At 66.5% G+C, this 15024-nt stretch carries 11 protein-coding genes and 1 tRNA gene; 5 read left to right on the top strand and 7 right to left on the bottom strand.

What is annotated here, in order from left to right:
• Positions 1-80: 80 nt before the first annotated feature.
• The 7 genes from E8L99_RS06950 to E8L99_RS23965 form a co-directional block, all read right to left on the bottom strand.
• On the bottom strand, positions 81-527 hold the full coding sequence (locus E8L99_RS06950; protein ID WP_137098858.1) for an SgcJ/EcaC family oxidoreductase: 447 nt from the start codon (positions 525-527) through the stop codon (positions 81-83).
• 54 nt (positions 528-581) lie between these two features.
• On the bottom strand, positions 582-1793 hold the full coding sequence (locus tag E8L99_RS06945) for a CaiB/BaiF CoA transferase family protein (protein ID WP_137098857.1): 1212 nt from the start codon (positions 1791-1793) through the stop codon (positions 582-584).
• A gap of 96 nt (positions 1794-1889) precedes the next feature.
• Positions 1890-2963 carry an amino acid ABC transporter permease gene (locus tag E8L99_RS06940; protein WP_168201597.1) on the bottom strand — a complete coding sequence of 358 codons (1074 nt, stop codon included), beginning with the start codon at positions 2961-2963 and terminating at the stop codon, positions 1890-1892.
• Positions 2960-4114 (bottom strand): amino acid ABC transporter permease, encoded by a 1155-nt coding sequence (locus E8L99_RS06935; RefSeq protein ID WP_168201596.1) that lies wholly within the window; start codon positions 4112-4114, stop codon positions 2960-2962. The genes E8L99_RS06940 and E8L99_RS06935 overlap by 4 nt, the downstream gene beginning before the upstream one ends.
• An 81-nt stretch (positions 4115-4195) precedes the next feature.
• Positions 4196-5233 (bottom strand): amino acid ABC transporter substrate-binding protein, encoded by a 1038-nt coding sequence (locus tag E8L99_RS06930; protein ID WP_137098856.1) that lies wholly within the window; start codon positions 5231-5233, stop codon positions 4196-4198.
• Positions 5234-5367: 134 nt separating this feature from the next.
• Entirely contained in the window at positions 5368-6405 is a 1038-nt protein-coding gene (trpS, locus tag E8L99_RS06925) for a tryptophan--tRNA ligase (protein ID WP_137098855.1), read from the bottom strand.
• Positions 6406-6510: 105 nt separating this feature from the next.
• Positions 6511-10761, bottom strand: a complete 4251-nt coding sequence (locus E8L99_RS23965; protein ID WP_252511283.1) for a PAS domain-containing sensor histidine kinase — start codon at positions 10759-10761, stop codon at positions 6511-6513.
• A gap of 321 nt (positions 10762-11082) precedes the next feature.
• Here E8L99_RS23965 and E8L99_RS06915 point away from each other — a divergent pair, with 321 nt between their 5' ends.
• From E8L99_RS06915 to E8L99_RS06895, 5 genes are all read left to right on the top strand, one after another.
• Positions 11083-11469 carry a phasin gene (locus tag E8L99_RS06915; RefSeq protein WP_137098854.1) on the top strand — a complete coding sequence of 129 codons (387 nt, stop codon included), beginning with the start codon at positions 11083-11085 and terminating at the stop codon, positions 11467-11469.
• 259 nt (positions 11470-11728) lie between these two features.
• Positions 11729-12268: a phasin gene (locus E8L99_RS06910; protein WP_137098853.1), complete on the top strand. Its 540-nt coding sequence runs from the start codon at positions 11729-11731 to the stop codon at positions 12266-12268.
• Positions 12269-12535: 267 nt separating this feature from the next.
• Positions 12536-12611, top strand: a tRNA-His gene (locus tag E8L99_RS06905).
• A 149-nt stretch (positions 12612-12760) separates the two neighbouring features.
• Positions 12761-13144: a VOC family protein gene (locus E8L99_RS06900; protein ID WP_137098852.1), complete on the top strand. Its 384-nt coding sequence runs from the start codon at positions 12761-12763 to the stop codon at positions 13142-13144.
• 347 nt (positions 13145-13491) lie between these two features.
• On the top strand, positions 13492-14967 hold the full coding sequence (locus E8L99_RS06895) for a TolC family outer membrane protein (protein ID WP_168201595.1): 1476 nt from the start codon (positions 13492-13494) through the stop codon (positions 14965-14967).
• The last annotated feature ends 57 nt before the right edge of the window (positions 14968-15024 follow it).

Raw genomic sequence — 15024 nt, 5'->3', positions numbered from 1 at the left:
CAGAAGTCGGCGGCAGAACGCATGTCCGGATCAGACTTTGCCGTCGGACCGGTGTCAATTCGAACCGGCGCTTGTCCCGCTTATTGTCGGGTTGCCGAGCGGGGCGAGGAATGATGGTGGGCGATCAGCCAGCGTCCATCCCGCCGCACGACCAGCATCGAATAGCGCGATGGCCTGGGAACATTGCCTTCGGCCGCGCGGGCGAAATTGTAGAAGCCGGTGACGACAACGGCATCGGGGGAGAGCACGAAGCTGCGCCGCTCGACGATCACATTGGACCGGCCGCTGCCAGGCAGGTCCTTGAAATAGATCCTGATCGCCTCGGTGCCCTCGGACATGATGGGACTTGTCGTTCCCAGAAGGACGGCATCGGGCGCGTAGAGTGCCACCAGGGCTTCGGTATTGTTGGCGGAATAGGTCGCCGCCCACTGATCAACCACCGCATTGGCATCGTCCGCAGGGCCGGCGATTCCGGTGACGGGGAGGAGGCTGAGGACAAGGCTGAAAAACGCGACGCGAATGAGCATGGCAAGTTTCCCCTCGATTGACGAGCAGCCTAGCCTACCATCGGTTCTCCAGAATCAAATCACGTCGTCGGCCTTCAGCCTTGCGATCTCGTCCGCCGAATAGCCCACGGCTGCCAGCACCTCGTCATTGTGCTCGCCGAGCCCGGCGCCGGCCCAGCGGATAGCGCCGGGCGTGCGGGTGAGCTTGGGCACGATGCCCTGCATGAGCATGCGGCCGAATTCGGCCGTATCGACCTCGACGATCATGTCGCGAGCCCGGAAGTGCGGGTCGGCCGCCACCGCCGCCGCGTCATTGACGCCGCCGGCCGGCACCGAGGCCGCATCGAGCAGTTTCAAGAGTTCGTCACGGGGCTTGGTGGAGGTCCAGTCGCCGATGATCCGGTCGATCTCGGCCTGGTTGTCGGGCTGGCCGCGCGCGCCGTGCCGGGCAAATCGCGGGTCGGTCTTCAACTCGGCCATGCCCATCGCCTCGACCAGACGACCGAAGATCGTGTCGGCATTGGCGCCGATGACGATGTGGTGGCCGTCCAGCGTCGGATAGATGTTGGACGGGGCGAAGCCCGGAGATGTCAGGCCGGTGCGGCCGCGCACATGGCCGGTGACCGAATATTCCGAGATGACGCCCTCTATGGCTGCGAGGATCGCGTCAGTCAGGCCTACATCGACCACCTGGCCCCGGCCGTCGCGGTCTCGCTGGTGCAGCGCCGCCACGATGCCATAGGCGGTGTAGAGACCGGCGAGCGTGTCGCCGATGGACAGGCCCGTGCGGGTTGGCAGGCGATCGGGATAGCCGTTGATGGTGCGCATGCCGCCCATGGCTTCGGACACGGCCGCGAAGCCGGCCTTGGCCGAATAGGGTCCATATTGGCCGAAGCCGGAGACCCGCGCGACGATCAGCTTCGGGTTCATCGCGTGCAGCGCCTCGATGGTGAGGCCCCATTTCTCCAGCGTGCCCGGCCGGAAGTTCTCGAGCAGCACGTCGGCGTCCTTGACGAGACGGCGCAGGATGTCCTGGCCCTGCTTCTTGCGGAGGTCGACGGTGACGCATTTCTTGTTGCGGCCGATGACCGGCCACCAGACGGAGGCGCCGTCCTTCTTGGCGAAGCCCCATTGGCGCATCGGATCGCCCTTGCCGGGATCCTCGAACTTGACGAGGTCGGCGCCCATGTCAGCGAGCAATTGCCCGCAATAGGGTCCGGCGATGAACGAGCCGAGCTCGACGACCTTGATGTCGGAAAGCGGTCCGGTGGCGGCGGGCTCGGTCATGGCGGAAAGGTCCTGCGAACGAAGACCTCTGACCTAGCCTTCGGGGGGCGGCCGGGCAATGGCCCGGATGTCTGACCCCCGTTGCGCCGTGCTCGCCTAATGCGTGGTCTTCTTGGCGCTCTCCAGCCGTTTCGCCCACCGCGACAGGCTGAAGCAGATGATCCAGTAGACCGCGCCTGAGAAGGCATAGGCCTCCTTGTTCATGCCGACCCAGTTGGGATCGGCGAGCGACGCCTGGGCAATGCCGAGGAGATCGAAGATCGAGACGATGGAGACGAGCGAGGTGTTCTTGATCAGTGCGATGAACTCGTTGGTCATCGCCGGCATGGAGATCTTGAGCGCCTGCGGCAGGATGATCAGCCGGGTCGTCGTCCAGTAGCCGAGACCCATGGCGCTGGCGGCCTCCCCCTGCCCCTTGGGGATCGCCTGCAGGCCGCCGCGGACTGCTTCCGCCATATAGGCGGCGATGACGAAGGCGAGGCCGACAAGGGCGCGCACCAGGCGGTCGATCTCCCAGCCGACCGGCATGACCAGCGGCAAGAGCAGGGACGCCAGGAAGATCACGGTGATGATCGGCACGCCGCGCCAGAACTCGATGAAGATGGTGGAGATCAGCCGGATCACCGGCAGTTCCGACTGACGGCCAAGCGCCATCACGATGCCAAGCGGCACGGCGAGAAAACCGGCATAGACCGACAGGAAGACGGTGAGCATGAGCCCGCCCCATTGGCGGGTCTCGACGCGCGGCAGGCCAAACCCGCCCCAGAGCAGCCAGACATTGACCACCATGACGAGGGCCCAGAGCGCCGGCACGACCCGGCCACGATGCGGCATGGCCTTCCAGAACGACAGGGCGACGGTAGCCACCAGAACCAGGCCGGCGAGATCGATGCGCCAGCGCTGGTCGATCGGGTAGAGGCCATACATGAACTGGCCGAAGCGGGCGCGGATGAACACCCAGCAGGCGCCGCCAGCGGTGCAATCGGCGCGCGTCGTGCCGACGAAATTTGCGTCGATGATGGTCCAGCGCAGAATCGGCACGGCGATCGCTACCATTGCCGCAAGGCAGAGGAGCGAGATGATCGTGTCCTTCACCGAGCCGAAATAGTCGGTGCGGATCTGACGGAGGAAGGTCGGCGCCAGGGGCGCTGCAAGCGTTGCCGATGTCATCGGGTCACCAGCGCGGTCTTGGCGTTGTACCAGTTCATGAAGCCGGAGACGGCAAGGCCGATGGCAAGATAGATCGCCAGCGTGATCGCGATGATCTCGATCGCCTGGCCGGTATTGTTGAGCGCCGAGCCGACGAAGACCGAGACCAGTTCGGGGAAGGCAATCGCCGCGCCGAAGGATGAGTTCTTGAGGACGTTAAGGTACTGGCTGGTCATGGGCGGGATCATCACCCGCATGGCCTGCGGGATGACCACGAGGCTCAGCGCACGGTTCGGCCTCAAGCCCAGCGCGAAGGCCGCCTCCCACTGGCCCTTGACCACCGACTGGATGCCGCCCCTGACGATCTCAGCGATGAAGGCGGCGGTATAGGTGGTGAGTGCCGCAAACAGCGCGACGAATTCCGGCACCAGCACGAAGCCGCCGCGGAAGTTGAAGCCGCGCAGCGCAGGAATGTCCCAGGGGGTGAGCGCGGTCGCGATGCCGAAGGCGATAATCGGCAGGACGACCAGAAGGCCAAGGCCGGTGGCCCAGGTCGGGAAGATCGCGCCGGTCGCATCACGCCGGCGCTTGGCCCAGACGGCGATGCCAAGCTGCACGATGAAGGCCAGGAGCACGAAGATCGCCGCGACCTTCAGCGCAGAACCCTCGTTCGCCGCCGGCACGATCAGGCCGCGATTGTTGAGGAAGGCGACGGAGAAGATGCTGATCGACTGGCGCGGACCGGGCAGCGCCGCGATGACGCCGAAATACCAGAACAGCACGAAGAACAGCAGCGGGATATTGCGAACGAACTCGATATAGGCGCCGGCGAGGCCCGAGAGCAGCTTGTTCTTCGACAGGCGTGCGACGCCGACGACGAAGCCGAGCAGGGTCGCCGCCACCACCGAGACCGCCGTGATCACCAGCGTGTTGACGACGCCGACCCAGAGCAGGGCGAGAATGTTGGAATTGCCGGTGTAATTGGTCAGCACGAAGGGCACGTCGATGCCCGACGTGCGCCACAGGAAGTCGAAGCCGGAGGCAATGCCGGCATTGACCATGTTCTGGGAGGCGTTGTTGACGACGAAATAGATCGTCGCGGCCAGGCTACCCAACAGGACAACCTGCCAGAAGATGTCGCGCACGCGCTTGTCGTAGATGAACCGGGTCACGGGGCTCGCGCGTGTTTGGCTGAGGGGGAAAGCGGCCCCTCCCCGGTTGGGGAAGGGCCTTGATGCGTCAGACGTTCAGGTTCACTGGAACGGCGAGGTGAACAGGAGACCGCCGCGGGTCCAGAGCGCGTTCTGGCCGCGCTCGAGGCCGAGCGGCGAACCCTTGCCGACCGTGCGCTCGAAGCTCTCGCTGTAATTGCCGACCTGCTTGATGGCGTTGAACATCCAGTCGTTCGACAGGCCCAGCATGGCGCCGAAGCCGCCATCGGCACCGAGAAGGCGCTTGACCTCGGCATTGGCGGAGGAGGCGCGCATCTGCTCGACATTGGCCGAGGTGACGCCGAAGGCTTCGGCGGCGATCTGGCCGTTCAGCACCCAGCGCACGATGAGCTGCCAGCGCTCGTCGCCCCAGCGGGTCACCGGACCCTGCGGATCGTTCGAGATGGTCTCGGTCATGATGATGTGGTCGCCAGGCGTCTTCAGCTTGATGCGCTGGCCGGCGAGCGCGCCGAGGCCTGCGGTGTAGCTGTCGCAACGGCCCGCATCATAGGCGGCGATGGCATCATCGTTCTTCTGGAAGTTGATGATCGACACCTTGATGTTGCGCTCGCGGAAATAGTCCGCAGCCGTACGCTCTTCGGTCGAGCCGGCGGCAACGCAGATCGAGGCGTTCTCGAGATCGGTCGGCTTCTTGGCGCCCGAGGACGCGCGCACGATGAAGCTCTGGCCCTCGTAGAAGTTGATGCCCTGGAAGTTCACGCCAAGCGTGGCATTGCGCGAGAAGGTGATGGTGGTGTTGCGGGCCAGCAGGTCGACCTGACCGGACTGCAGGACCGGCCAGCGCTGCTGCACCGAGGTGGGGGTGAACTTCACCTTGGTGGCATCGCCGAAGATGGCGGCGGCCAGCGCACGGCAGAAATCGACGTCGAGACCGGACCACTCGCCCTTGTCATTGGCAAAGGAGAAGCCCGGCAGTCCCAGATGGACGCCGCATTCGAGATGGCCGCGGGCGCGGATCGCATCGAGCGTCGGCGAAGGTGCAAGTTGCTGGGCGCCGGCAGCGACCGTGCCGCACGCAAGCAGGGCTGCCGCGGCGAGGCCGCGAGACAGATGGTTCATCGGAGGTACTCCCGTCATAAGCCGCCCCGGACGAGCCCGGGACGGAGAAAATCCGCCGCCAGAGTTGAGAGCGCGCGACAAAGAGTCAACTGCCCAAGGCGATCAAACGAAATGCGGCCGGCGCCCGGCCTCAGTCAGGACCGGATGAAACCGACGATGTCCTTGACCTGGTCCATCACCGGGCGGGCGATCGCGCGGGCCCGCTCGGACCCACGGGCGAGGATGCGGTCGATCTCGGCGGGATCGCTGACCAGACGCTTCATTTCCATCGTGATGGGCGAAAGCTTGGCGACCGCGAGATCGGCGAGCGCCGACTTGAAGCCCGAGAACTGACCGCCGCCGAACTCGGCCAGGATATCGGCCTTGGTGCGGCCCGACAGCGCGGCGAAGATGCCGACGAGATTGTCGGCCTCGGCGCGACCCTTGAGGCCGGCTTCCTCGGAGGGCAGCGCTTCGGGATCGGTGCGCGCCTTACGGACCTTCTGGGCGATCGTGTCGGCATCATCGACCAGGTTGATGCGCGAATAGTCGGACGGGTCCGATTTCGACATCTTCTTGGTGCCGTCGCGCAGGCTCATGACCCGCGTCGCCGGCCCGGAGATCACCGGCTCGGTGACCGGGAAGAACGCGTCGCCATGCCCAAGCGCCGCAATCCGCTCGGCATAGTCGTTGTTGAACTTGATCGCGATGTCGCGGGTCAGCTCCAGATGCTGCTTCTGGTCCTCGCCGACCGGCACGTGGGTCGCGCGATAGGCCAGAATGTCGGCGGCCATCAGGCTCGGATAGGCGAACAGGCCGAGCGAGGCGTTCTCCTTGTCCTTGCCGGCCTTGTCCTTGAACTGCGTCATGCGGTTCATCCAGCCGATGCGCGCGACGCAATTGAACACCCAGGCGAGTTCGGCGTGCTCATGCACCTGGCTCTGGTTGAACAGGATGGACCGCTCGGGATCGATGCCGGAGGCGATATAGGCGGCGGTCACCTCGCGGATCGCCTTCTGAAGGGCCGCCGGGTCCTGCCAGACGGTGATGGCGTGCATGTCGACGACACAGAAGATGGTGTCGTGCGTCTCCTGCATTCGCACCCAGTTCACCAGGGCGCCGAGGTAATTGCCGAGGTGCAGATCGCCTGACGGCTGCATGCCGGAAAAGACGAGCGGCTTGAATGTCGCCATGGCCTGGATATCCCGATGCGCGCGGCCGTTTCGCCGTGCGGAAAGCGGGCTTCCTCGCATGGGCGGCGCGCCGATTCAAGGTTCGGCGCGTTTGGCGAATGAACCCTATTCCGCCAGCACGCGGGTCGGCGGGAAGATCACCTCGACCAGGGTGCCGTGATTGGGCGCCGACGAGATGCCGAACGAGGCGCGGTTGGCTTCGACCAGGGCCTTGGTCAGCGGCAGACCGAGACCCGTTCCCTTGGCATCGCGGGCGCTGGTGGTCGCGACCTGGCGGAACGGCTCCATGGCCGCCTTCAGCTCGATCTCGGTCATGCCGATGCCGGTATCGCGCACCCGCAGTACGGCCTCGCCGGTGGCGGAGAGAGCGGTGGAGATGATGATCTGCCCGCCGGCCGGGGTGAACTTCACCGAGTTGGACAGCAGGTTCAGCACGATCTGGCGGAGCGAGCGGGCATCGGCGACGATGTTCGGCAGGCGGCCCTGCAGCGAGGAGCGGATGATCACCCGCTCGCGGTTGGCCTGCGGCTGCATGATGGCGACCGTCGACTGGACGATGTCGTTGAGATCGACCGAGGTGAACGACAGGTCGAGCTTGCCGGCCTCGATCTTGGAGAGGTCGAGCAGGTCATTGATCAGCGACAGGACGTGGCCACCCGAGGAATGGATGTCCTTGAGATAATCGCGGTAGCGCTCGTTGCCGATCGGCCCGAAGCGCTCCTCCATCATCACTTCCGAGAAGCCGATGATGGCGTTGAGCGGTGTGCGGATCTCGTGGCTGATCTTGGCGAGGAAGTCGGACTTCTGCGACGAGGCCTGCTCGGCCTGGCGCCGGGCGGCAACCAGATCTTCCTCAGCCTTCTTCCACTGGGTGAGATCGCGGAACACGGCGGCAAGCTTCGGCCGGGTCTCCGAGCCGGTGCGGCCCATGGTCATGTAGAGCGGGATAAGGCCGCCCTGCTTGACGCGCCCGATGATCTGGCGGCCGTCGTTCAGCACGCTGGCAACGCCATTCGCCATCAGGCCGTCGCAGTAATCGATGGCGGAGCGGTGGCTCTCGGGCGCGAACAGCGCCGTGATGGAGCGCCCCTTCACCTCGGCGGATTCATAGCCGAAGAGGGCTTCCGCCGAGCGGTTCATGCTCTCGATGGCACCATCCGGCGCCACGATCACGATGCCGTCGGTCGCGGTGTCGAGGATCTGCTCGACCTCGTCGAGGCGGCCGCGCAATTCGCTGAGCGTCGTCGACTCGGCGTCGCGCTCGGCGACCTCTTCGGCCTCGACGCGGCGGAGCGTGAACAGGAAGGCCGGTTCGCCGGCCCAGGGGAACTTGGACAGACGCGCTTCCACCGGCAGCGAGGTGCCGTCGGCGCGGGTGATGGCCGGCGACGAGCCTTCATTATCCCCGGCCGGGCCACCGGCAAACAGGCGAGCAACGCCACCGGCGCTTTCAAGCGCAGCAGCGTCGGCAAAGCCGGTCCAGTCGAGCACGGCCCGATTGGCGAACAGGACAGCATTGCCACGGTGGACGACCAGTCCCAGCGGCAGGCGATCGAGCAGGGCGCGGGTGTCGGCTTCGGCAGTCGGAGCCGGCGCGATGGCCGCGGGCTCCGCGGCCGCAGTTGTGGCAGGCACGATGGAGGGTGCGGCGCCAAAGGCGCTCGGCAAGGGGCCGAACGGCGTTCCCGAGGCAACGAAAGCCTGCTGCTCGACGGGCGCGGAAGGAACTTCCGGCAGCGTGGCGTCGGGCGCCGGGGTCTCTTCGGCTGGATGATGGTCCGCCGCTGGTGTGGCGAGAGGCGCCTCGTCAGCCAGTGCCTCGCCTTCGGATGCAACAGCCACCGGCTCTTCGTCCGTCGCGTCGACTTCTGCGGGCGCGTTCACCGGGGCGGCCTCGGGCTGCTCCGCTACGGCCTTTGCCGCTGTGGCCTTGGATTCATCATCGGCGGGCTCGGCCTTGAGGCCCCCGCCATCGGCAGTTTCGGTCGCCACAAGGTCGGGGCCTGACACGAGCTCGACCGGGGCGCTCGCCCCGGCATCGGCGAGCTCTGCAGGATCGGCAGGGACGGCAAGCTTCTGCGTGAGATCGCCGACAAAGGCGGGCTCGTCAGCCGAGGCCTGGGGAGATGCGTTCTCGTCTTCCACCGCCTCGACGGCAGGAACCGGCGCCGACGCCAAGGCCTCGATGGCCTCGGACGCTTCCGCCGTGGCGGCGGCCTCGTCGGTATCCGCGATGAAGGGCTCAACCGGCGCCGAGACCAGCGGCGCCACCTGACCCTGCTGGGCCGGCGGCGGCAGGGTGGCGGCCGGGGCCTCGTCCTGGTCCGGACGCGCGCCCAGCACCTTGGCGATCTCGCGGAAGGCGTTGCGCTCCAGCGGCGACAGGCCGGTGCTGCGCTTGGGGTCGATCCCGGCGCTGGTCCTCAGCGCGACGACATTGGGCGGATTGGTGTGCACGGTCAAATGCGGTGCGCGCGGGTCCGTCGTCGACGCGGGCGGCACGGCTGCTGCGTCCGGAGCGGTCGGGACCGCTTCGGCTTCGGTGGGATCGCTCTTCGCGTCGCCGGTTGCGGCGGGCTCGGCGTCAACAGTCAGGACCGGGGTTTCGGCCATGTCATCCGGCGTCGCTGCATCGACAGGCGCCTTGGCCTCGCCGCCGGTCAGATCGTCGCCGTCGGCTTCGAGAGCCGGCGCCTCGGTCACATCGGTCGTGGCACCGGGCTCAGGGGTGGCCAGGGCGGGCTCGACCTTCACATCGCCATCCACCGTCAGATCGCCATCGGCAGCGAGCGCTTCGGCCTCGACGGGTTCAGGTTCTGCGGCGGCGGGCTCAGCAGTCGCCGGATCGGCCTTCGCCTCGCCGTCAAAGGTGGTGTCGCCATCGGCAGCGAGCGCTTCGGCTTCAACGAGAACGGGCTCAACCGGATGGGCAGGAACAGCCTCGGTCGGGGCCTCGGCTGCCTCAACCGTCTCGGCCGGGACGGCGGGAGCCGCCACAGGCTTGGCGACCTCGTCGCCCACCAGGCCGAAGCCGGCGAAGCCCTGCACGACGCCGTCACGCTGGCTCGGGAAAGCGGCGAGCGTCACCGCCAGGCGGCGGGTGGCGCCAAGCGGCCAGACGGCCGGCACGCCACTGAACGGGCGTGCGGCATCCAGGGCGGTGGCAAAGGTGCCTTGCGGGTCCATGCCGAAGCGATCGGCCGCTTCGGTGAAGGTCAGGCCGGCAACAGCACCCAGATCCGCCTGATCGACACCGTGGAAACGGCGATCGGCGTCAAGCCGCCAGGAGAAGCGCTGCGGCGCGGTGAGGAGCGCATCCGCCTCGGCGATCGGATCGCGGGTGGGTTCGGCGTCTGGCTCGGCTGCGGCCGACGGAACCGGCTCAGGCGCAACCACGCTCTCGGCGAGATCGGCGACGGTCTCGGATTCAACATCGGCAACCGGGGTGTCGTCCGTTGCCGCGATCTCAGTCCAGCCGCTGTCGGCAAAGGCGCCAGAACCTGCCGCCTCGGGCTGGATCGGCTCAGGAGGAGCCGCGATGATGGGCGCGACGTCCTCGCTGATCGCGGCCGGCGTTTCGGCCTCTGCGTCGAGCGAGGCGGGACCCGGTATATCGGCAGCCGGGGCGGCGTCAGTGGTCTCCGACGAGACCACGGGTTCAGCGGCAACAGGCGGCGTCACCAGCCGGAGGCCGGTTTCGGGTTCCGCTTTCGTCAGGGTGGGCAGAACCGCGAGGATCGCATCGGCCTCGGCCAGCACGATCAGTTTCAGGGGGCCGGTGACAAGATCGACATGCGCGACGCCGTCGGCATCGAGCGCGTGGTGAATATCCGCAGCGACGCTGCCGACAAGGCCGTCGAGCCGGACATTGGCGAGCGCGCCGGCCGAGGCGCTGGCGGCCAGCGGCAGGCCGTTGCGATCGAACAGGGCGAGGGCCGCCCCGATTTCCGACACGAACGCGATGGCGGCCGGCCGGGCAGCACCCCGTTCGGGGCCAGCCAGCGTCACCGAGACCAGCCCGATATCACCGGCCTTGAGCCGTCGGGCCTGTGCGAGCGCGCTTTCCGAGCCGAAACGGCCATAGAGCCGGATACGCTCGAGCCGCGGCGTGCCATCCGCCGGAAGGTTGGCGGACAGGCGGGCGATCTGGCCCGCAAAGGCGTGGGTCGTCTGGTAGCTGCGCTCCATGGCGATGGAGGCACCGGTTGCGCCCATCGCCTTGGCGCCGGACGTATTGGCGGCGATCAGGCGCGTCGCGTCCGCCGACCAGAGCCACCAGGGGCCGGGCTTGGCGATCAGCCGTGCAACCTCCGGCTCGGCCAGGACAGTCGCGAGATCGAAGACGAGGGATGCCATGCGCCAAATCCCCTGACCGGCACGCCACACGCGCCATAGCCAATGATGAATGAATTCTTCACCGATTGTGTCGGAACAGACGGGCTCCGTCCACGCCCGAGGGGGGCTCACGCATCGTCAACCCTTGGTTAGGGTTAACCTCGAGGGGTCAGTTTCGAACGACGATCCGGTTCGCTCGATCCGCCGTAACCCGCATGAGACCTGCACTTGCGGACGATGGCGGTGGATGAGCCGATCGACCCGGCTTCCGCTTGGGCACAGGAATGTTAATGATTCCGGATGGAGTTGCCGAGTCGGCCGCTCCCGACGCTGGAGGGGTTGATGGTGGAAACCAGGCCTGGGTCCTACGAGATCCCGCAGGAGATGCGGGAATTCGCCGACAAGAGCGTCGAGCAGGCGCGGAAGGCGTTTGACGGCTTCGTCGGCGCGGCCCATCGCACGGTGGACGCGATGGAGAGTTCGGCGGAAGTCCTGCAGACCGGCGCTCACGATGTCGGTCGCAAGGCCATTGCGATTGCCGAGACCAACGTCGCCGCGAGCTTTGCCTTCGCCCAGAAACTGGTGCGCGCCACTGACATGGTCGAGGTCATGCAGATCCAGGCGGAATTCCTGCAGAGTCAGATGGAGGCGATGCGCGTCCAGGCCAAGGAGCTGGGCTCGACCTTCACAGCCAAGGCATCCGGCAAAACGCCCCCAAAAAGCCCCTGAATCCGGCAAGTCCGCCGAGATCGAAACCCTTCCCCTTCGGAAAGCAGCAGGTTTTGCTGCATTGCGGCCGTTTGTCGGATTTTTCCCTTGTGCGCCGCAGTATATGTTGCGCTGCACAATGGATTCCACTATGGTGCACGCAACATCGACGGGCGCGGAAAGCGCCGCACCCGTTGGGTTTCCGGCGCCCGTTTCAATTGAAAATGGGGAGGCTCGCGCCGGGACAATGTTCTCAAATAACTCCCCAACGGAGACGAACATGACCCAAGCCATCAAGACCCCGAAAGCCGAAAAGCCGGAAGCCGCCGCCCAGGTGTTCGCTTTCCCGACCTTCGATCTGTCGAAGTTCGAAATGCCGAAGTTCGAGATGCCGAAGTTCGACGCCGCCGGTTTCGACCTGTCGAAGATCGAGGTTCCTGCCGCTCTGCGCGAGGGCGCCGAGAAGGTCGTCGTTCAGATGAAGGAAGGCTACGCCAAGATGAAGACCGCCGCCGAAGAGGCGACCGATCTCATCGAGGATACCTATGCCACCGCTTCGACCGGCATGAAGGACTTCAACCTGAAGGCCATCGAGAATGCCCGTTCCAACCTCAACGCCTCGTTCGACCATGCCCGCGACCTGATGGGCGTGAAGACGCTGGCCGAGGTGCTGGAGCTGCAGTCCGCCTTCGTGCGCAAGCAGTTCGAGGCGCTCCAGGCCCAGGCCAAGGAGCTTTCGACGATCGCCCAGAAGACCGCCACCGACACCGTCGAGCCGGTGAAGGAGAAGGTCGGACAGGTTCTCAAGGTCGCCAAGTGACGTTTTGCCCGGCGCGTTCGCGCGCCGAACCGCCGGATGGCGCCGGCCTGTAGCGCCAGTTTCCTCCCAGGGCCGCGCTTGCAGCTGCGGTCGAAACTTGAAAGCCCGGGTCCAGGCCCGGGCTTTTTCTTGACCATCCCGCATGCAACTCCGCCGGATAAGCGAAAAGCTGTGACGGCAGTCACGTCCGGCGCCTTGCAATGCGAAAGCCTTCGCATTAGGTTCCGCGCCGCGCGACAGGCCTGCGGGTCGACTGCGCGGGAATAGGCAGCCGTAGCTCACTTGGTAGAGCGCCAGATTGTGGCTCTGGAGGTAGCTGGTTCGAAACCAGCCGGCTGTACCACCCCCCTCGCCCAAATCGGCATGCCCCTCCGTCGTCAAACCGACTGGAGCATGGCGTGCGTTTTCTCCATAGAGTCCGACCTGACAGCCAAGCCCTGCGCCGGGCGATGGCCAGACGCCTTTGCAAGCGACCACCACAAGGACAGCCTCATGGCCAAAGTCACCTGGGACCACATCCATCTGCGCAGCCCCGATCCGGAGGCGACCGCCCAATGGTTCAAAGAGATGCTGGGCGCCGAGATCGTCCAGGGGCCCGGCCGGATCGACCTGAAGCTCGGCGGCGCCGACGTCTTCATTGCGCCGACCAAGGACGGTGATGGCGTCGGCGCCCCGCCGGTGACGCCGTACCAGGGCCTCGACCATTTCGGATTGACGGTCACCGATATCGATGCCGTCGCCGCCGAACTCAAGGCCAAGGGCGCCGTGTTCACCATGGAACCGAAGACCATCCGGCCGGGCGTCCGCATCTGTTTCATTCGCGGACCGCAGGGCATCTCGATCGAACTGCTCGAGCGCAACGCCAAGTACAGCTGAGACTGGCCTTTCACACCGATTTCCGGGCCGGCCGGATGGTCCAGTACGCTTGACCGTCCGGCTGGCGGCCGGACGGCGCCATCGGGCCATTCGCAGCCTGTCAGGGTGATGTCATTGTGGACCATCCATAGATAGCCGCGAATTCGATGGGCGCCGGACGTGTACCGGCATCCACGCGGCAGGATGAGCGATTGGAAGGGTCGGCCCGACGCCTTGAGGTTGATCTTCGGGCATGGGGCGCGACGGCGGCCGGCATGGTGTTCACAGGCACAGACAGGACGGAGAGCCGGAACGGTAATCGCATGCTGTTGCCCGCGGCGTGCCCGATTGTCCGTCTGACCATAGCCATGCGCCTGCCAACCGGGATTTTCACAGCTGCAGCGCTGGTCGCTCTCATGCTGATGGGAGGCCAGGGGGCGGCGCAGGCAGAGGGTCGGCAGTCCCGGCGTCCCGCCGTGCAGCGCCCCGCGCATGATGGCGTTGCAACGCTCGCAGCGGCCCTTCGCCAGGCCTTTCAGTTCAATCCCGACATCCGGGCGCAGCGCTCGCAGGTGCGCGCCACCCAGGAACAGATCCCGCAGGCGCGGGCCGGCCTGTTGCCGCAGGTCAGCGCCACGACCTATGCCGGCGTGCTGGCAACCCGCTCGATCCTTGGCGGGCCGCCGAACACGACTGGCGGCTCGACGCTCTATCAGCGCGGTGTCGCACTGACCGCCACCCAGACGCTGTTCGACGGATGGCGCACCCAGAACGCCACATTGCAGGCCCAGCAGCAGGTCGGCACCCAGCGCGAGCAGATGCGGGCAATCGAGCAATCGGTGATGCTCGACGTCGCGACCACCTATCTGGCCGTCTTCACGGGCCAGGCCCTCGTGGAAGTTCAGCAACGCAATGTTGGCTTCCTGACCGAAACCCTCAACACCACGCGCACACGGCTCGCCTCCGGCGTCGCGACGCCAACCGACGTGTCGCAGGCAGAAGCCCGCCTCAGCCGAGGCCTGTCAGACCTCAGCGCCACGCAGACCGACCTCGCGGTTGCCCGCGACCGGTTCCTGCGGTTGGTCGGTGCCCCGCCCGCCGCGCGCCTGACAGTCGTACCCGCTGTCGACCAGCTCTTGCCGGGCAGCCGCGAGGCCTCGCGTCAGGTGGCGGGCGAGAGCAATCCAGCAGTCCTCGCCGCCATTTCGACGGTGCGGGCCGCGGAATCGGCGATCCGTGTCGCCCAGGGCCAGATGCTGCCGCAGGTGAGCGTGCAGAGCCAGATCGCGCGCGACCTCGATGTCGATTCGTCCACGCGTCGCACCGACAGCGTGCAGGTGATCGGGCGCCTCACTGTGCCGCTCTATTCGGGCGGAGCTCCGGAATCACAGGTGCGCCAGAGCCGGGAACTGCTGGGTCAGGCGCAGGCCATGCTGGACGGGGCCCGCGCGCAGTCGCGCTCGGCGGCCTATGCCGGCCATGCGGCGCTCGACAATGCCACCTTCACGATCCGCGCTGCCACCGCCGAGGTTCGCGCGGCGGAAGTCACGGTCGATGGCGTGCGCAAGCAATATGAGGCGGGGCTGCGCACACTGACCGAACTCCTCAACGCCCAGCAGGATACGGTGAGCGCCCGCGCGCGCCTGTTGCAGGCGCAGAGCGACCGCTTGATCGCCTCCTACACCGTTCTGGCCGCCACAGGACGGCTGGAGCTGCCGAGGCTTGGTGTGAGCCAGCCGCCGGTTGCGTCTGCCCCGCCGCAATCGGACTGGGGTGTGCGCGGCGATGCGTGGGGTGAGCTGCGCAATCCGACGGGTCCTGCGCGGCCGCCGAGCAGCCGGTAAGGCGCTTTCTTTTCAAGACCGACAAGCCCGTCCCTACCCCGCTTGCTGTGCGGACGA

It is taken from the genome of Phreatobacter aquaticus, from assembly GCF_005160265.1.
GTDB lineage: Bacteria > Pseudomonadota > Alphaproteobacteria > Rhizobiales > Phreatobacteraceae > Phreatobacter > Phreatobacter aquaticus.
This window is presented reverse-complemented; position numbering and strand designations above follow the sequence as displayed.